This is a genomic window from Alicyclobacillus sp. SP_1 (assembly GCF_024706985.1).
In the GTDB taxonomy this organism is placed as follows: Bacteria; Bacillota; Bacilli; order Alicyclobacillales; family Alicyclobacillaceae; genus Alicyclobacillus_I.
Genome location: NZ_JAMCCX010000050.1, coordinates 118,702 through 137,691, shown reverse-complemented (window position 1 = coordinate 137,691; position 18,990 = coordinate 118,702). Strand labels below are relative to the sequence as shown.

The window sequence follows — 18,990 nt, the reverse complement described above, 5'->3', positions numbered from 1 at the left end:
ACGTGTTTCACTCTCCTCGTGGGTGGGCCAACTGATATGCGGTAAACTGTCCCTGCTGAAGGCGATTTTGCACAACGTACATGAGGTTGCGATTTTTGACCTGAATCACGTCCACCACGTGAGCCGTGGTGCCCCAGGGAATGACATGAACCGTATCTCCCGCACGATACTGACAGTTCTCATCCAAGACATCTTTTCCGTCGTCATAAGCGAGAATATCATATCCCCCTGTCACTTCGGTCACAGTTCCGTTCACCTGTCCACTGTCTTCGGCGCAGAGAAAGACGATAACACGCGCGACATCTTCTCCAACGGGTGGTCTCCCCAACAAATCGTCCGGATTTTTGACCTCAGAAATCAAGCGACCTTTGTTGTCTCCGCGGACATCTCCAGGACAGACCATATTCGCGGTAATCCCGTTTTGTCTCTCTTCCCTTGCAATCGACTTCGTCAAAGAAGCGAGGCCCGCCTTGGCCGCCGCATACGGCGCTCGAAAGCGCCAACCTGCGGCCACTTCAGCACCATCGTAACCCATGGTCACAATTCGCCCGAACCCCCGTTCCCGCATGCCTGATATGACTCGGCGATAAATCCAAAAAAAGTTTTCTAAGTTGCCCGTCATCATCCGCGCCCACTGCTCGTCATCATACTCGGCTAAAGCAATGCGCTCAAAGACATACGGTCCAAAGTTATGGACAAATACATCGATTCGTCCAAACCGCTCCATAGCTCCATCGACCGCAGCGAGTGTCGCCTCGCGGTTCATTAAATCGACTGACTGTGCGAAAACACGCCGTCCCCTCTGCTCGCCCTCGGTCACCAGAGCCTCCGCTTCGGCGCGGCTCTGTCCGTACGTGAAACAGACATCGTAGCCGGCCGCCAAGAGGCAGCGCACGGTGGCGTGGCCAAGACCCTTGGCGGCACTCGTGATAAAAGCGACTCGAGGACTTCCTTTCATTCTTCCGCTCCTCCTCGTCTCCGTGCATCCCAGCGTCCCACAGGACGACGCGCTTTGATAAACAGCATGGGTATCGTCAGTGTTCGTTCCGCGAGTGAACAGCGCCTGCAGACATCACGCCCACGGTCAATCAATTCAAGCGCGATGGACCGTCTGTCATCCCACGGCAGGCGCAAAAATTCTCGCTGCAGATAGGGAATGGCGCGCAGAGCCAACTGCACCACCTCTTCCGCACTTTCATAGACCCATGTCGTCATGGCACGCTTGGTTTCAAAATGATGTAGCCCGACTTCATGGAGCCACTGAAACACCTGCGTCTCTGTTGGCAAGATATTCATCTTATAGCTTTCATTGCGCCGCTTCAAGACGTCAAAGAGTGGGCCAAACCAGTCTTGAAACGCCGTCGTGACGGCGTTTACGTGCAGCGCCTCGAGCAAGCCAATCGTGCCTCCGGGCATAACGACGCGAGCCATTTCCGCCAGCGCGCTAAGCGGCTGTTCGCCCTGCAGAACAGCAACCCCAAGACACGCATCGAAGACGCCTTCCTGAAACGGCAATTGCAAGACAGAAGCGCGAAACAACTGGACGTGCTCCGCAGCATCGACTGCGGCAATCTTGCGGTTTGCCTGTTGCAGTAGGCCAGCCGACTCGTCCACAGCACAGATTCGTCCATGTTCGCCCACTTTCCGATACAGTTCGCCATCGTAAGTGAGTGTTCCTGTTCCGCAACGCACCTCCAGAAGTTGTGAACCTTCGGAAATATCCATCCAGTCGACAAACTCTCGGTAGTATCGCAACGAGTTCGGCTCCAGCGTATGAAACAGAGTTTCGAGGTCTAAAGCGTGATCGAACAAATATGTATGAGACATCTCCAGCCGTTCTTCCAAATAGCCAGACTCCTTAAGCACCTCCGTCATCCACTCGTATCGCGTCTGTCCAATTCGAGTCAATTGAATGGTTCGCTCGAACCTTTCGGTTGACGACGCTTTGTAGCGGACGCTTCCGTGCGCGAGCGCAATCATCAGGCATTGTTCCAATCCGTCCGGCGGATACGGATGATGCCAGGCGCCTTGGAGAAATTCGTCCTCGGACACTGGCCGATGATAGTGAAGCGGCGTCAGTAAATCATAACCTGCAATCAGAAAATATAATTTGTAGAGGCAAGCCATCCCGTGTTCGAGGAGGCAGGCCGCGGTGCGCGAGTGCGCCACGCGGATGTCCTCGAGCTCTGGACGAGCTTGTCCAGAGCGGTGATACGCGACCTGGCAAGCCGTGCTGACCAACGCCTCAAGCAGGCAGCGCGAAGCGATAGACGGGGAGTATGGCAGTTGACCGAGATGGTCACCCAGTGCTTGCAGGCGCACGTGGCGGAGCTCCAGACGATGGACAAAGCGGTCCACAGCCTGAACACAGTCATCATCCAGTTGGAGATAGATGCCGCGGGCCAAGAGCGGATCGAGAAAAAGGCCGGATGCTCGCATACGCTCTAGGTCTGCGATGCAAGTCTCTTTGTCCACAGAGGCACCTCCGCAGAGTCAAGCGTCCATCTGTACAATTTCGACGGTATTCATCTGCACGGGTTCCTTCGGCTCACTCATCTCGCCCGACCGAGACCGGCCCACAGGAGTTGCGGCTATCGCAAGGACGACATCCATGCCTTGAATGACCCGACCAAAGACCGTGTAGTTGGGCGACCGATTCAAATGTTGACACTGGCTTCCGGTGCAGATGAAAAATTGCGATCCGTTGGTATTCGGCCCGGCATTAGCCATCGCTACCACTCCCGGGGCGTACGGTTCAACGGGCGGCAATTCATCCGCAAAGCGATAACCTGGGCTGCCCGCACCTGTCCCTGTGGGGTCGCCCGTCTGTATCATAAACTCTTGAATGATTCGGTGAAACGGAACATTTTCATAAAATCCATCGCGAGCGAGCGCGACAAAGTTGTTCACGGTCTGCGGCACGCGATTGGCGAACAACTCCAGGGTGAACTCTCCTTTATTTGTTTTCACAATGGCCTCATACCGAGACCCTTCTTGGAGTTGCATCGCTGGTGCAGCACTGTACTTCTTTGCCAAGCTATTCGACCTCCTTGGGCATAGATACCTCAAGCTTCCATGGCCTACACTACCACATGCCCAAGCACCGCGCAAAATCCGCGCGCTTCCGTCGTTTGCGCTAGCTCCCCGAGCTTCGCTACAATGACAGAGGAGGTGTTTTGACATGGAATATCGCAGACTTGGCAAGAGCGGTCTGAAAGTGTCCGCGATTGCGCTTGGCAGTTGGCTTACATACGGGACAGTGACGGAACGGGAAGCCTCGATGGCGTGCGTCAAGCAAGCCTACGAGCTGGGTATCAACCACTTTGACTGTGCAAACGTCTATGGCGCTACACCGCACGCTGCGGAAGTGGTCCTTGGAGAAGCCCTTCGCCCTTATCGGCGCGAGAGCTATGTGTTGACCTCAAAGGCTTTTTGGCCCGTCGGTGAGGGTCCGAACGACCGCGGCCTGTCCAGAAAGCACCTCTTCGCGCAGGTCGACGAAAGCCTGCGGTCGCTCGGTACAGAGTATCTCGATATCTTCTATTGCCATCGATTCGACAGCGAGACCGACTTGGAAGAGACTTTGCGCGCCTTGGACGATCTCGTTCGAGCAGGCAAAATTCTCTACGCTGGCATCAGTGAGTGGCCCGCGAATCAAATTGCGGCAGCGACTTCTCTACAGAAGCAACTCGGCCTGCACGCCATTGCCGCGAGCCAGCCTGTCTATAACATGTTCCAGCGCTACATTGAGACCGCCGTCCTTCCTATCTGTGACGACGCGGGCATCGGTCAGGTTGTCTTCTCGCCGCTCGCACAAGGCGTGTTGACCGGCAAATATCGCTTGGGTCGGCCGATACCGGAGGGTTCACGCGCCCATACCGAACGTGTCAAGCACTTCGTGGAACGCTATTTGAACGAAGCAACGCTCAAAAAAGTGGAAGGATTGCTGGACGTTGCGTCTGAAGTCGGCCTAAGTCTGTCGCAACTCGCCATCGCCTGGACCCTCCGCTTGCCGAGCGTAAGTTCAGCACTGATTGGTGCTTCGCGCCCAGAGCAGGTTATCGAGAATGTCAAAGGTGTCGGCGTTGCACTCAGTGAAGAGATTCTCCAGAAAATCGACCGGATTCTCAGCGCCTGACGATGTCTACGGTTCAGACGGTCACCTACGACGAAGCACTGACCATACTCGACCGTCTCAGGCCACCATCACGCACGGAGATGGTGCCAACCACGGAGGCCCTCTACCGAACCCTGGCGATGCCGGCACTCGCCAGCGTGACCGTACCCCCGTTTCACCGGGCGATGATGGATGGGTACGCCATCAGCCAGGCAGATATCTCTGATTTGTCCGGAAAGACGCTACCTGTTCGCGGAGTCATCGGGGCTGGGCAGACCGAGTGTTACGAACTTGACGCAGGGAGCGCAGTCAAAGTCATGACGGGCGCTCCTGTGCCCGACGGAACGGTGGCAGTCGTCCGCAAAGAGTGGTGTGAAACGTCGCCCGATGGACGCAGTGTCACATTTTTGGAGTCTGTGCAAAGAGGCGAGTCGGTCCAACAAAGAGGCGAGGACGGTCGCGTTGGCGACCCCTTACTGACTTCGGGCACTCGTCTGAGAGCACAGGATATCGCCGTCTTGGCCGCATTTGGCGTTCGCCAAGTCGCGGTGCACCAGCGGTTACGCGTGGGGATTGTCACAACCGGATCGGAAATCGTAACGAACCTCGACGCCTCTCTCGAGCCAAGTCAGATTTACGGCTCAAACGGCGTTTACTTGCAATTGGCGTTGCGGGACGAGCAGTGCGAGGTTCCTCTGGTCCAACACGTTCCGGACGATCCGCAGCAATTGGAAGACGTGGTTCGCTCTGTGGCTGGTCAAGTGGATGTGGTCTTGCTGACGGGTGGAGTGTCCGCTGGAGACTACGACTATGTTCCCGGGACGCTGCGCCGCATCTGCAAAACGTTGGCGATGGAGCGCGTGTGGATGCGTCCAGGAGCACCTTTTGTCGCCGCGACCCACCAGTCCACCGTATTTTTTGCCATGTCCGGTAATCCAGCGGCCGCATTCATTCAATTCGAAACATTAGTGCGTCCCACTTTATCCGCGATGGCAGGACGGCCCTACCAGCCCTTTGCGCTGACTGCAAAGTTGGCGGATCACGTTGCACACAAACCCGTCAAACACACGCGCTTTTTGCGCGCGCGCGCCGCAATCGAAGAAGGTCAACTGGTAGTCCACTGCGCACGCGACCAATCCCCCGGTTTGATTAAAGGGCTAGCGCACACCAACGCCATTGTGCGCATGGACAGTCACCACGCCGAAGTTGGGCAACATCTCTCGGTACAAATGGTCTCCTCGTTTCGCAATGACTTCTGACCTGCGTCGGTTTCTCTGCATCTGCGACACAGGGATTCGACGGACGCTCGGCTCTCTGGCTATCACGTCAACATCGGACGACGCAAGTGAAAGCCAACTCGAGATAACAATGGGAGGGTGCCGTCTTGGCACCCTCCCACTTTCTTCGTCGCCTTTGGTCGAATCGTGGACACGAGTGAACGCGTACTCGTCTACCGCATCGTCTGCTTCTCTACGCCCGAAGATACAATACTTTGTCTGCCACCGCGTGTGCTTGCAGTTCTTCTGAAAAAGATTTCGCCAAGGCATCTCGACTGGCCTCATAATCTTCCGGACTTGGAAAACCTCGTTCTGGATAGAGATACTCTTCTGGGAATCCCGGTATGTCTGTTGGGATATCGAGAAACAGCGCTTCATCCCGGCGCGTCGGAACCCCTTCCAACTCACCGCGAATAATTTTCTCTACCAACGTTCGCGTCCAGGCTAGCGGCATCCTGCCAACGCGCCCAATGCCGCCGCCAACCCAGCCCGTATTCAACAAATAGACAGGCACGTTATACTGGCGAACTCGCTGCATCAACATGTCCGCATAAACCGAGGGTCGATCCGTCAAAAAAGGAGCTCCAAAACAAGCAGAAAACGTAGGTTCTGGAGCGGTGACTCCGCGTTCCGTCCCAGCCAATTTGCTGGTGTATCCGAGCATATAGTGTCGATGCGCATCCTCAGGCCGCAGCCTCGCGACCGCAGGAAGGACTCCGGTGGCGTCGGCAGACAAAAATACGATAGCTTTCGGATGACCGCCGCGCGAAACCGCTGCTGCGTTCGCCACATTCTTTAGGGGATATGCGGCGCGCGTGTTTTCTGTCTTGCTGTCGTCATCATATTGTGGGTTGCGCCGACTGTCATAACCCACGTTTTCCAACACGGCACCGAAGCGAATGGCACGATAAATATCCGGCTCCCGCTCTTCACTCAAGTGGATGCACTTAGCATAACATCCGTTTTCCATGTTAAAGACACCTTCCGGTGCCCAACCGTGTTCGTCGTCTCCAATCAAAAATCGAGCGGGGTCTGCCGAGAGAGTCGTCTTTCCAGTTCCCGATAGTCCGAAGAACAGTGCCACATCTCCGCCTTCACCGACCGACGCGCTACAATGCATGGGCAATACGCCCCGCCGCGCCAAGTCGTGGTGCATTAATGTGAAAATTGATTTTTTTAACTCACCTGCGTATTCTGTTCCACCAATCAAAATGATTCCTCGCCCCGGATTTAGAACAATGAACGTGGAAGTGCGTGTACCATCTTCTTCTGGAAGGGCTTTCAAGGTTGGTGCTCCATAGACGGTATACTTTGGTGTATCCGCCGAATTCCCAGTCTGAAATAGGCTCTGAACAAATAAATTATGCCAAGCGAACTCTGTATAAAAGCGAATGGGAACCGCGTATTCCGGATGTTGATTGACAACGGCATCAAACTGAAACGAGCCCGTCTTGCGGAGATGGTTTTTTACCTTTTCGAACAAATGTTGAAAGGAAGCCTCGCTCAACCACTGATGTTGTTCACTCTGAACATCAAACGAAGCGGACCGCACAAAATACTTGTCTTTTGGTGAGCGACCCGTGAATTGCCCTGTCTCGGCACAAAATGCGCCGTTTGCCAACAGCACACCTTCCCGGCGCACGATGGCTTCCTCCACCAGCTCCGCTGGCTGTAAGCATTTCGAATTCTCCACGAGCATCCTCACCCTCCACGAAAATCGGTCCTATGCAACACGATTATGACATACTATTTGACGTAAATCCACTGATTTTTAGCATTATATTGCGGTATAAATCAGTTGTGACCGAATAGTGACCGCATCGATCACGACTGTTCTTGTAAATTTTGCAGAGCTGTCCACAGCGCCTCGCGAAATGCATCAACCTCAGCTCCCGGATTCTGCAAGGCGTCCTCGTCAAAGACATGTAACCACGGACCGCCACGAAATTTGGCGACATTATGAGGAGCTACCCGCACCTCATAGAAAACCGATTCTGTCTCGGCCGTCCGCGGCAAGGCGCGAATCGTGCGCACCAATACATTGGCTACTTGAGCTGGAATCGGTGGCGACATCAGTTCCAAATCAGCCAATGGGAATTTGTGGTCCAACCATGTCCATTCCCCCATTGAAAACACCTCCTCAACCAATGGCACGCTCTTATCCTCAAGGACGCTCATTCTCCATACTCATACGATAGGAACTCGATATTGCCATGACAAACATGTTAGCCTATTGGCATCTGACAACGAAGCGAAGGAGTCCCGCCATGAACCACAGAGACAACGATTTGAGCGACATGGATGACCGCTTTCTCGCCTACCTCTATTGCTTTTGCGTCTTGCGGGATTATTTTCTCTGCCACGAATATGGCGAGTCTCTGTGGCTTTCAACCGGGCGCAACACCGTCCTCAAAGGATTTATTCAAGGCGCGGTCTGTCTGTATCATCTTGAAAAAGGAAACGTCCGTGGGGCCAGGCGCATGTGGACAAGGGCACGCAAGTATCTCCTTGACTACGTCGCACAGTCTGGCACACTCTACAGTGGAATCAGCATACCCGATTTTGTCGCTCAAATCGAACAAGTTTTCACGAAAGTACCGCCAGAATGGTTCGGCCAACGAGTCGAGAGAGACGACGTTCACGCGCTTCGACTACCCAAACCAACTCTCTCTTTAAGTCCAGGAATCCGCGCACGCTTTGCTGAATTTACGCTTCCTCCACTCCACGACGATGAAGCGCAACCTTGAAACAAGCGCCGACGGAGAGCGGTAGCAGGGATGCCTCCGTTAAACACGAATCTAGGCAAAGTTAAAATTTACGCAGAGCGGGGTGTGCGCGCATGACGTCCATCGAGATTTTGCGATTTCTACTGGAATTCGCACTCCTTTTGATCGCCGCGCGCGGACTCGGCGAACTGGCCCGGCGGCTGGGCCAGCCGCAGGTTATTGGCGAATTGTTCGCTGGCATCCTGCTCGGCCCGTCACTCTTCGGGTGGATATTCCCAAGCGCCTATCAGAGCGTTTTCCCAAACAGTTCCACACAATCCCTGCTGCTACAACTCGTGTCAGACCTTGGCGTCATCTTCCTGCTTTTGCTCAGCGGGATTGAAGTCGATATCCCCATCGTCCGAAGCAAGGCAAAATCTGCGCCGGTCATCGCGTTAGCCTCCGTATTTGTTCCGTTTATCGGAGGTTATGGTCTTGCACAAGTTCTCTCTCCAACCCTTATGGGAGGAGTGGGAAATCGGCCGGTCTTCGCCCTCTTTTTGGCGACAGCCATGTCTATTTCCGCCATCCCTGTCATTGTGAAAATTCTCTTGGACATGGATTTAATGCGGCGGGACATCGGACAATTGACGGTCGCCGCAGGAGTCATCAACGACACATCTGGATGGTTCTTATTGTCGATTGTCGCAGGCCTAGCCACAGCCCGCTCCTTACCTCTGACATCGATTGCCATTTCCATCTTTGGAACGCTCGCCTTTGCAGTATTCGCTTTTACCGTTGGGTACTGGCTCATCCGCGCGCTAATCCGTTACGTCGACGACCACTTTGGCGATGGTACCGCCACCATTGCTGCCGTTATTGTCGTCGGATTGATTGGCGCCGCCATTACCGAAGCTCTGCACGTCGAAGCTTATTTAGGCGCCTTTATCGTAGGTGTCCAGTTATCGCGCATCCCTCGTGTCAAAAGGGCTGCGAGGGAACAGTTAAAGACCATGACGCTGGGCATTTTTGCTCCCGTTTTCTTCGCCGTGGCCGGACTCAAAGTGAACATTTTGCCGCTTTTGTCGCCTATCTATCTGGCGACCTTGGTTCTCGTCATTGTAGTGGCGTGTGCCGGCAAGTTCGTTGGCACTTATATCGGCGCTAGAATGGTCAAAATCCCGAAATGGACAGCCGTGGCGCTCGGTTCTGGAATGAATGCCCGCGGAGCCGTCGAAATCATTGTCGCCACGGTCGGTCTCCAGATTGGCGTGCTGACCCCTGGAATGTATTCGATTATTGTCCTTATGGCCGTGGCGACGTCCATGATGGCCCCTCCTCTTTTGCGCTGGTCTCTGAAAAGAGCTCCTGTCAATCCACAGGAAGAAGCACGTCTGAAGCAAGAAGTACGCCGCGAACGCAGTTTTCTGCACGGCATTGAAAAGATGCTCGTGCCGATTCGCGACGGCCGCAACGCGATGATTGCGGCAAGGGTCGCGAGCCACCTAGCTGGTGAGCGAGGTATTGACGCCACCGCCCTTCATGTGGGGCCATCCCGAGGGCGCAAGGCACGGGACAAGTTTGACATCGCCCCCCTCATCACTCCAACTTCCGCACAAGTGTCTTGGCAGGTTCGCGAAGCAGCGGATACGGAGAGCGTTGCGTCGACCATCATTGCCGAGTCCAAAAAGGACTACGATTTGCTCATCTTAGGTTCTGCTGCACGTCCTGCTCACGCTGGGTTGTTCGGCCAAGTCGTCGACAGCATCGTTCGCCATGCGGCGTGTCCAACATGGGTCTGGAGCATGCCCCCTGAAACAGCGTTTACGGGAAACCCAGAGCGCATCCTCCTGTTGACAACGGGCATACCACGCGACCAACGTGTCGCCGAACTGGCTTTCGCCTTAGCCCGAAATTGTGATGCAAGTGTCACCGTACTTCATGTCATTGAATCGAATCCACTGTCGGATCCGTTCGGAGTAGACTTGCGTGAACAGCTCGACCGCAAAACTTCCCAGGCAGAGGCTGCTACTCAATACGTCTGTGCCCTCGCTGATGGTCTCGGCATGGCTGTACAAGGAAAGGTCCTCTACTCTCGCGGCCAGGTCGGCACAACGATTTGCGACTTTGCCCGCGATGAACACTTCGACCTCATCATGATGCACGCCGACTGGCGCTTTTCCGAAGGCGAGCTGTACTGCGGCAACACCGTCGAGCAGGTTCTCAACACCAGCGAGGGCCCCGTCGCTGTTCTGTTTGATGCGTTTTAGAGTTACATGAGGTACGCCTATGTCCATGGCAATGTCTTCACATGGAAGTTCATGTGAAAGAAAGAGGAATCCTGCAAATGCATCGCGAATTGTGGATATAGACAGGGAATTGATATCCGAAAAGATAGGTACGAGCAGATTGTCGTTGTATAATGGACCCTGTCTGCTATGGAAATGGAGGTGACGTAGGCGTGAAGGTGCGAAAAGCCGTCATTCCTGCCGCCGGCTTTGGAACGAGAATGCTTCCAGCAACTAAAGCTGTGCCTAAAGAAATGCTCCCCATCCTGAACAAGCCGTGTATTCAGTATATTGTAGAGGAAGCAGTCTACGCGGGTATCGAAGAGATTCTGCTCATTACGGGGCGAACAAAAAAAGCGATTGAAGACCATTTCGACCGCTCTCCAGAACTCGAGTTTCACTTAGAACAAAATCGAAAAGCGAGTATGTTGACCGAGGTCAAAAAAATTTCGGACATGGTGGACATCCACTATGTGCGTCAAAAAACCCCTTTGGGATTGGGGCATGCTATCCTCTGCGCCAAGTCTTTCATCGCCAACGAACCTTTTGCCGTCCTGCTCGGAGACGACATTATTCAGTCGACCGTTCCAGTCACAGCTCAATTGATTGAAGAGTACGAGGACCCTACGCGAGTCCTCTTGGGTGTTCAACACGTGCCTCAGAAAGACGTATCCAAATACGGCATTGTGCAACCCCTTGGCGCACTCGGGACTGGGTCACGCGTACCGGTCGCAACGGTCGTCGAGAAACCGCTTGAGTCGGAAGCACCTTCCAACTTGGCGGTGCTCGGACGCTACATCCTGCCTCCCAATATCTTTGAAGCATTGGAGAAAACTCCACTCGGCCATGGAGGAGAATTACAACTCACAGATGCCATCGAAGTACTCGCCCGAGACGGTCGCGTGGACGCATTCGCATTTACCGGCCGGCGGCACGACATTGGTAATTTGGAAGGTTGGTTGATAGCCAATCTGTCCTTTGCGATGGACGACAGCAAGTTGGCAGAAAACATCTTAGACGAATTACAAAAGAACGAGCACATTCGAACGCACTTAGCAGCATTTTAATCAAGTTCCTTGGGGCGGTTGGTGAACACTGCCATCGGCCCCAAGGACGTGGCTGAGGCGACATAGAGTGCAGTTGACCCAGCCTTTCTTCCCCCATCCACCCGATTGGTTCAACCCCCCGGTTGAAACAGCAATTCTAAAGGCACTCGACCGACTTCAACGGCTTGGCCGACCTCTACAAAATACAGAAAAGCAGAGACAGGTCTTCCTGGTGCGAGCGACTCGACCACTTGTCGATACGCTGCAATCTGAGCCTCATACTCCTGAGTAAGCTTCTTCACATCTGAGTTGTACACCGCATCCGTCTTAAAATCGACCACTAAAAAGCCACGTTCCTCTTCTGCAAGTACGTCTATGACACCTTGCAACGTGACAAATCGCGAGTGGTTGTCCATTCGCACGTCTGTACGGTCACTCTGCACAGCATCGTGGGGAACCATCAGTCGCGAAAAGAAGGGCTGTTCCCGCCAAATGCGACGGGCACTGCGAACTCTGCTTGCCAAGTCGGATGTTAACCATCCTATCAAAAGTTCCGTGTCGACTTTCGAGAGATCGTCTCGGCGAACTTGACCCGCTTCACAGAGTTGCCACAGAGCGTCGGTCACACTATCCTGCGTAGGTTCCACACTGAGTGGCAAATGCTGAAAAATCCGGTGCATCACGCTACCCCGTTGCTTGCCTGCCATTTGGCCACTGTCCACAAACGCTGGTATCGTCAGCAGACGTTCCGTAGCTCTCTGGCTCGGTTGAAATTCCTTGGCATCTTCCGCATTTTTCACGGCGGTGCCGGGCGTTTTGGCAGCGACCCACAAGCGCCGAAGTTCTGTTGCAGAGACTTTGGCCGGAATCGATGGCCTCGATAGCGGTCGAAAAATCTCTAATGATAGCTGATTTCGTCCTTGACTATCCTCAATGCGCTGCGACATGCGTTCGAGAAATTGCGGAATATCTGAAACTACCCACTCAGCCTTGGCGTCGGACGAATCCGCCGCCATGTCCCGGGCGGGCACCGCGTTGGCGATATCTTTCATGAGCCACAAGGACACATCCATGGCTCGAACGGCAACTTGCCCCTCACTGCACCCGTCCGCCACGCGCTCCAACCAAGCAAATCCCTCTTTCGTTGAAGACAACGCCCGGAGCAGCCAATCCATCATGGACCGACTGCTCCGAAAAAGCGTCCCCGTCATTCCTCCTGAAACCGAGGTGCCTGCCAGCTGGCGCGCCGCAATGCGCTGCCAATCTCTGGACGATCCGCTCATAATCAGATGCTCTTTCGCCCGCGTCATCGCAACATACAAAATGCGCGCCTCTTCCGCCAAGGCGTCGGCATCTTCGCGAGTCGCAATAGCTAAGGCTATCGCCGTCCGCCAGCGTTGGTTGTGTTGCGGATTGGAAAAATTCGGCCCCATTCCGAGCTCACGATGAATGAGAATGTTCTGTTTGGAGCCTTCACGCCGAAAGGCCCGTCCGAGGTCCGGCAAATAGACGATGGGAAACTCCAATCCCTTACTCGCATGCACAGACATCACACGAACGGGGGCATTCTCATCTCCCACATCTCTCGCCTCTCCAATCAGAGTAGCCGACTCCATGAGTGCTTCCTCCGTCAGTAAAAAAGCGACTAGCCCCCCTTTGTCTGACGAATCCAAGGCATCTGCCCGCTCCAGCAAGCGTCTCACGTTGGCTCGTCGAAGCGTACCACCGGGCATGGCCGTCACGTAGTCGAGATATTGCATCTCCGCAAATATCTGTCGCAATGTCTCGCCTGCAGTACGTTCGCGGGCCATAACTCGCCAGCGCTCCAACCGCTCCAGAAACGTGGCGAATGAGCGCAGTGCATCGGGATTGCCAAGGGATGGATGTAGGGATGCCCCATCCTCTGAAAGTTTGTCCGAACGCACCGCCGACCGCACCACTTTCCGCAGCACCTCAATGAATGGGCCTTTAGCGAAGGTGCGGAGAGTCGCGATTTGTACATCTGTAAACCCACCCAAAGGAGACCGCATGAGCGTGACGAAGTCGAGGTCTCGCCGGGGATTTGAAAGAACACCCATCAGTGAAAAGCACCAACGAATCTCAAGAGATTGGTAAAAACCGCCCGATGTTTTTGCTTCTGCGGCAATACCGCGGGCACGCAGAGCCTCCAGAACCACATCTGCTTTGCCCTGCATCGACCGCAACAAAATGACGATGTCGGAAGGCTTAGCATCGCGCATGGACTTGATGGCTTTGTCCCAAACCTGCAAAGGAGGCTGTTCTCCATGACCGAGGGCTTCGAAGACACGGTCTGCCAGCCAATTGGCTTCCCTCTCAAACGAAGTCATATCCTCGTAGGTCTCTATCAATGGCGGATCGACCGCATCTACCTCCTCCATCCTGCCGTCTAAGAGGTGCAACTGGACGGAGCCTTGACCAGTCTGATAAGGAGCGCTGACGTTCATCTTGGCGCGCTCATCGTAGACGTAGCCGACCGTCTCGTATTGAAACAGGTATTCAAACAGCCAATTGATGCAATCGACGACCTCTCGCCGACTGCGATAATTGTCTGACAATGGAATAACTGTCCCTGGACGAGTGACTCCCAAGGTTTCGTAAGCATTCAAAAACAAAGTCGGTTCGGCCATGCGAAAACGATAAATGCTCTGTTTGACATCTCCGACGAGAAACAAATTTCCCTGCGGACGCCGGAAAGAATTGAGCAGCGTCGCCTGAATCGGACTGGTGTCCTGATACTCGTCCACAAAAATCTCTTCAAACCGCGCTCGCAGCCGCTCTGCCTCTCCGGTACTAGCGTCGCTGAGAACACGATGGGCAAAGTGCTCCAAATCTGAAAAATCGAGCAGCGAACGCGACTTTTTCATATCCTGAAACGAGTCCCGAAAGCTTTGAACAAGATTCAACACAGTTTGAACTGGCCGTCGTAATTCGAGGACATCGGCATGTAGAGCGAGTTCTCCGCGAGATAAAATTAAATTTAAATCGGTAAGCTCGTGATAGGCCTCCGTTCGAAGCCGCTGAACTTCCGCCTTTCCTTCCACTTCACCGCGTACCACAGGCCTACCTTTCTCTGCCACAACGCGATGAATCGCTGCAACCATTTTCGGGAGATTACCCTCGGACAGCGCAGTGAAGACGTCCTCCAGAAGTGTGCATCCCTGCGCAAGCGACCGATGATAAGGGTCTAACAGTGAGTTCTGTGCCGCGAGATGGAGCGCTTCGTCGAAAAGCTGCCGGACAAACGACACTCGGTCTTCTATAAAGTGGAGAAAGTCCGCATACCATGGTTCACTGGAGAGACGATCCGCCGCTCCAAACGTACTGGCTGCCGACTGCAGCCAGGCGGTAGGATTGGGCTGGCTACCAGCAAATTCATCGAGCCGCAGAAGTAGGTCACCGATGTCCTCCGAACGCACATGAAGCGCGTCGGCAACCAGCATCAGCGCGGTTTGGTCATCATCAAAAGCAGCCGCCACCGTTTGGGCCGCCACGTGTCGGCGCATGGCAGACTGCTCTGCGTCGTCCATCAGGCGCAGGTCGGGATTGAGGCCGAGAAAGAGAAAATGCCTACGTACAACATCCATGCAAAAGGCGTGTAGAGTGGAAATCTGGGCGCGGTCAAACAAGCTAAAAACTCTGTCTACGCGTCGCAGCGCCTCTTCATCGGAAGCCGCCCAGGCCATGCTCCGAACTTCCGTCAGGCGCGTGAGAATGCGCTCTCTCATTTCGGCCGCAGCGGCCTCCGTGAACGTGACAATAAGCATCCGGTCGATGTCGACCGGTATCTCACGAAACAAGCACGTCACGACTCGCTCGACCAATACCGATGTCTTTCCTGACCCCGCTCCTGCCGACACGAGTACGTCCATGCCACACGTATCCATGGCCATGCGCTGCGTCTCCGAATAATGTGTGGGTCGATAGCTCCTCATTCCGTCACCTCCCGCTCTGAAAACTCTGTTCGCGAATAAAACTGATTTTTCGTCACTGGCTGCAAGCGCCGCGCGAGTGGCGCATGGTGCTTTATGTCAAAATGACACACTGCTTGAAAGTCACAGGTATGGCAGGGCATCTCTCCGTTCTTTAAGCGATATGGAGCGACGGCTATATCACCACTGCGAACGGCATCGCTGTAATTCTGAACATGTTCGACCGATTTTCGCTGAATCATCTTCCAATCCGAGTTGGAAACCACTGGCGCATTCTTGGCCCACTCGCCGTCTTTGTTGTAGAACGGCGCATACAAGTCGCTCTCTTGGCCCTGGCTAAGCCGCGCATCAAGCCCCTCCACGACGGATGCACGCTGGAGTACAAGGCCGGAAGGACGAAGTTGCTTGCGCACGAGAGCCCGACTCTCAGCCTCTGTAGGCGGCGCCAATTCTAACGTGGGTGACAGAGATATTGGGAAATATTGAAGCGCCACGGCCTCCAGAGAACGTCCTCCCCAGTCGGGTGATAGTTCTGTTAAAGCGTTTGCGTACAAAGGAAGTTGCACTTGGAGTCCATAAAACATGCGAGTCAAATCCAAAGGCCGCGACCTACTCTTGTAATCGATAACGCGAAACATCGGGAGACTTGAGTGTACGTCAATGCGGTCGACGCGACCGCGCACACGTACCGCGCGGCCCGTTGCATCGCTTACCGTCCAAGCTGGAAAGTGTTGACGCGAGTCTCCTTCCAAACCAAAGGACACCTCAACCAGTGACGGAATAAAGGCGCTGTTCTGCGCATGGTTTGCTTGTACTGTAGCAATAAAGTCCAGTAGCCTCGCAGTATTCGCTACTTCCATCCGGCGAGTGGGGGAGTTCGCAAAGCGTTGAAACCGCGACTGAAGCAGCGTCTCATCCAGTGCAGACCGCATCTGCCGCACCGCCTCTGGCTCGGACAATCGAAACCACTGGTCGGGCCGTTCTATATAGTAACGAGCGAACGTCGCCAAAGTCTCGTGCATCAAAATTCCGCGCTCGCGACTCGCTTGCCAAACAGGCGACGTCTCAGAAATGGCGAGTCCTTTTCGCAAAAAGTGACGGTACGGACAACTGTAATAGTCTTCTAGCAAATGAACGCTCGTACTGAGTACTTCTCCATACATTTTCTCAGCCAAATCGGCCGGTAAAGCCTCTCGCTCTACTCGGTGTAGGAATCCTTGCAAGGAGGGCAACGCCAGTTGGCGAAAACCAGCGTCCGTATGAACGGCTTTCATGAGCGGCGCAAAATACCGTGCAGATTTCATTTCGACCACGTCGCGCAGCGACTGTACGAGCCAACGCGTGGCCACGGCGGAGGTAATCGTCAACTTTCCGTCCGAAACCGATAGACTTGAAAAATCCTGAAGTTCTAAATCACCGTCCATCCGCTGAGACAGTTCATGGGATGCCTTTTCTGGTATGCGTGACCACGTCGACAGATGTCGCTGAACAAAAGTCGATAGTCGCGTCTCGCGCCCGTCCCCGCTGACGCGGGGAACAGACAAGATGACCTGGGAACCTCGCATTTTCAGCAACTCCAGAACATGCTCTTCTTCGTCCATCCGCAACTCTTCCTCAGACAGACCGATTCGAATGTATAAATTATTCCAAAACCACTCCCGATCGTCTTCATCGAAGAGCACGGTGCGCCGCACGTGTTTCGGCAGACTTCCATCAATTGCACCGAGGACCATCAGGAATTCAGACTGCATCCCTGCAACTCGCGAGACCGTAGTCACTGTCACTTGAGAAAGCCCTGCAGGAACGCTGGCTACGGTCTCCTGCTGAATGTCTTCGACAACGATTTGAAAGAGGATATCTCGGGAAATGGATTGGGAAGCTCCAATTTGGGAAAGATTATCTAATAATGCGACAATTTTATCCCATGCTTGCTCGTGACGACTTGCACTTTGCGGTCCGCCTTGCCCACCCGCATCGACGATCCATTCCGCCATGATGCCAGGTGCACGCGCTGACTCAAATAAAGACCAGACAGCATTCGAAAAGACCTCTATGGACAAGTCTTCCTCCATACTCTCGACAAATGGCAACAACAGCCCAACCAGACTCTGTCGGACACGCTCGATACGCCGGTCCTCCGCGACCGCTCTGTCCAGAACATCCTGCCCGGCATCCGTGTCCAGCGCCCGCAAAGCATAAGACCACGCCTCTTTTCCCAACCACGTTACCCGTCCGGACAATTCATGCCGCTCAGCGTAAAGTATTAGTTCATCCCACTCGGCGTCTGCCATTTGAAGAAACGGCGATGGCCCGAGACACCTCATGGCATTCAGTGAGAAGTCGTCTCGAACTACGCGCAACACCGACAACAAGAAACGAGCTAAAGGATGGGTAGCCAGAGATGGAAATTCCTCCAAATACATCGGAATGTCTAGTTCACGAAAAAGTTCTTCGATGTGTGGACGATATTCTTCAATAGACGGCACCACGACCATCACCTGGTCATACGGCACTCGTTTACGAACGTGCAGGGCAAAGATATATCGTGCGGCATTTTCCACTTCATCGAATGGATTTGCGCTCACTACCAGTTGCGGACGGCAACTGGCGTCCCACTCTGTACCGGAACGAAAAAACCATCGAGTGGTAGCATTTGTGAACATTTGTTCTAAATTCGCAAATAACCTCAGTCCGCTGGCATAGAGGTCGGCACGCTCAGTTCGCATTCGTTCGACACATTCGACCACAGAGTAGGGTGAAACCCGCTTTGCATGGTATTCTCCACACCAGAATTGAAACTCAGGATGCTGAATAACATCCCGATTGGCGCGCACCGTGACCACCGTTCGCGCTGCTGCCTCTGCGACACTCTTCACAAAGAATAAACCCGTCGACGGCAACTCCACGAAACCGTCGAAATAGACGGTCGCACTGTCGAGCACGGTTGAAGATTTCAGATGCAGACTGGCATCGGCCACCACTTGCGATGCATCTCTCCACTGTGCAATGCGTAGTTTGGATTGGTACGACAGATAGAGCAGAGCCAAGTCGCGCACTTTCGACATACGGCGCACATCCTCGGAAGTTCCCGGAGAGTCCAAGAACCGCACCAATTCTGCAACACTGGGCGCCGACTCCACAATCGTCTGCAGTTGTTCTTCCGGAACGGCATAGTTCGCAAACTCCTCAAATGCCTCAAGAATACTGTCTAAAAAAGAGACCGATGGCCGTTTTCGCTTCAATACAGAGAGTTTCGGAGCAACTTCTTCGAAGACTTGTCCGAGTAGAAACCGCTTGCCGGTCCGATTAAGTTCAGGCAGAACCTGACCGCTTTGAAGAAGAATTTGTTCTGCAAATCTCTCAAGCGGCAAAACTTGCACCCGAATGGTTGAGGGAAGCCATGAAAGCAATCGCTTTTCTACAGAAAAAGCAATACTTGCCGGTGTCACCCAGTATATTGGAGGGCCAAACGGCTGTTGCAGTGATGCTTGTCGAATCTCTCGTGCAATCGTTTGCGACTTTTCTGAGCCGCTCGGACCCACCCAAATTTCCGCTTTCCCCATTTCTCTTCGCATCTCCTCATCGAACCGTGTGTCGCACCTGTCCC

At 54.0% G+C, this 18,990-nt stretch carries 12 protein-coding genes; 5 read left to right on the top strand and 7 right to left on the bottom strand.

The window, feature by feature from the left end; all coding sequences use genetic code 11:
• Window positions 1-7: 7 nt before the first annotated feature.
• Genes M4I36_RS12570 through M4I36_RS12560 form a run of 3 tightly spaced genes read right to left on the bottom strand, consistent with a single transcriptional unit; the run spans window position 8 to window position 3,036 of the window.
• Window positions 8-958: an SDR family oxidoreductase gene (locus M4I36_RS12570; protein ID WP_258112094.1), complete on the bottom strand. Its 951-nt coding sequence runs from the start codon at window positions 956-958 to the stop codon at window positions 8-10.
• The gene (locus M4I36_RS12565) at window positions 955-2,475 is read right to left on the bottom strand and encodes a class I SAM-dependent methyltransferase (protein WP_258112093.1); all 1,521 of its coding nucleotides are present in this window, start codon (window positions 2,473-2,475) and stop codon (window positions 955-957) included. Before M4I36_RS12565 ends, M4I36_RS12570 begins: the two co-directional genes overlap by 4 nt.
• Window positions 2,476-2,493: 18 nt before the next feature.
• Complete coding sequence (locus M4I36_RS12560; RefSeq protein WP_258112092.1) at window positions 2,494-3,036, bottom strand: peptidylprolyl isomerase; 543 nt, start codon at window positions 3,034-3,036, stop codon at window positions 2,494-2,496.
• A 145-nt stretch (window positions 3,037-3,181) separates the two neighbouring features.
• On the opposite strand from M4I36_RS12560, the gene M4I36_RS12555 reads away from it, so the two are divergent.
• Together M4I36_RS12555 and M4I36_RS12550 are read left to right on the top strand one after the other, a co-directional pair.
• On the top strand, window positions 3,182-4,138 hold the full coding sequence (locus M4I36_RS12555) for an aldo/keto reductase family protein (RefSeq protein ID WP_258112091.1): 957 nt from the start codon (window positions 3,182-3,184) through the stop codon (window positions 4,136-4,138).
• A 2-nt stretch (window positions 4,139-4,140) separates the two neighbouring features.
• A complete protein-coding gene (locus M4I36_RS12550) occupies window positions 4,141-5,376 on the top strand; it encodes a molybdopterin molybdotransferase MoeA (protein WP_258112090.1) in 1,236 nt (411 codons plus the stop codon).
• Window positions 5,377-5,587: 211 nt separating this feature from the next.
• Here the strand turns inward: M4I36_RS12550 and M4I36_RS12545 are convergent, their stop codons facing one another.
• Together M4I36_RS12545 and M4I36_RS12540 are read right to left on the bottom strand one after the other, a co-directional pair.
• Window positions 5,588-7,087, bottom strand: a complete 1,500-nt coding sequence (locus M4I36_RS12545; RefSeq protein ID WP_258112089.1) for a phosphoenolpyruvate carboxykinase (ATP) — start codon at window positions 7,085-7,087, stop codon at window positions 5,588-5,590.
• Between the two features lie 131 nt (window positions 7,088-7,218).
• Window positions 7,219-7,521, bottom strand: a complete 303-nt coding sequence (locus M4I36_RS12540; protein ID WP_258112088.1) for a hypothetical protein — start codon at window positions 7,519-7,521, stop codon at window positions 7,219-7,221.
• A gap of 140 nt (window positions 7,522-7,661) precedes the next feature.
• Here M4I36_RS12540 and M4I36_RS12535 point away from each other — a divergent pair, with 140 nt between their 5' ends.
• The 3 genes from M4I36_RS12535 to galU all read left to right on the top strand — a co-directional run bounded on the left by M4I36_RS12535 (window position 7,662) and on the right by galU (window position 11,454).
• Window positions 7,662-8,141: a DUF309 domain-containing protein gene (locus tag M4I36_RS12535; protein ID WP_258112087.1), complete on the top strand. Its 480-nt coding sequence runs from the start codon at window positions 7,662-7,664 to the stop codon at window positions 8,139-8,141.
• A 92-nt stretch (window positions 8,142-8,233) separates the two neighbouring features.
• Window positions 8,234-10,369 carry a cation:proton antiporter domain-containing protein gene (locus M4I36_RS12530; protein WP_258112086.1) on the top strand — a complete coding sequence of 712 codons (2,136 nt, stop codon included), beginning with the start codon at window positions 8,234-8,236 and terminating at the stop codon, window positions 10,367-10,369.
• A gap of 152 nt (window positions 10,370-10,521) precedes the next feature.
• Window positions 10,522-11,454 carry a UTP--glucose-1-phosphate uridylyltransferase GalU gene (galU, locus tag M4I36_RS12525; RefSeq protein ID WP_258112085.1) on the top strand — a complete coding sequence of 311 codons (933 nt, stop codon included), beginning with the start codon at window positions 10,522-10,524 and terminating at the stop codon, window positions 11,452-11,454.
• Window positions 11,455-11,564: 110 nt separating this feature from the next.
• Here the strand turns inward: galU and addA are convergent, their stop codons facing one another.
• Both addA and M4I36_RS12515 read right to left on the bottom strand, forming a co-directional pair.
• Complete coding sequence (gene addA, locus M4I36_RS12520) at window positions 11,565-15,386, bottom strand: helicase-exonuclease AddAB subunit AddA (RefSeq protein WP_258112084.1); 3,822 nt, start codon at window positions 15,384-15,386, stop codon at window positions 11,565-11,567.
• Entirely contained in the window at window positions 15,383-18,946 is a 3,564-nt protein-coding gene (locus M4I36_RS12515; RefSeq protein WP_258112083.1) for a PD-(D/E)XK nuclease family protein, read from the bottom strand. Before M4I36_RS12515 ends, addA begins: the two co-directional genes overlap by 4 nt.
• Between the last annotated feature and the right edge of the window lie 44 nt (window positions 18,947-18,990).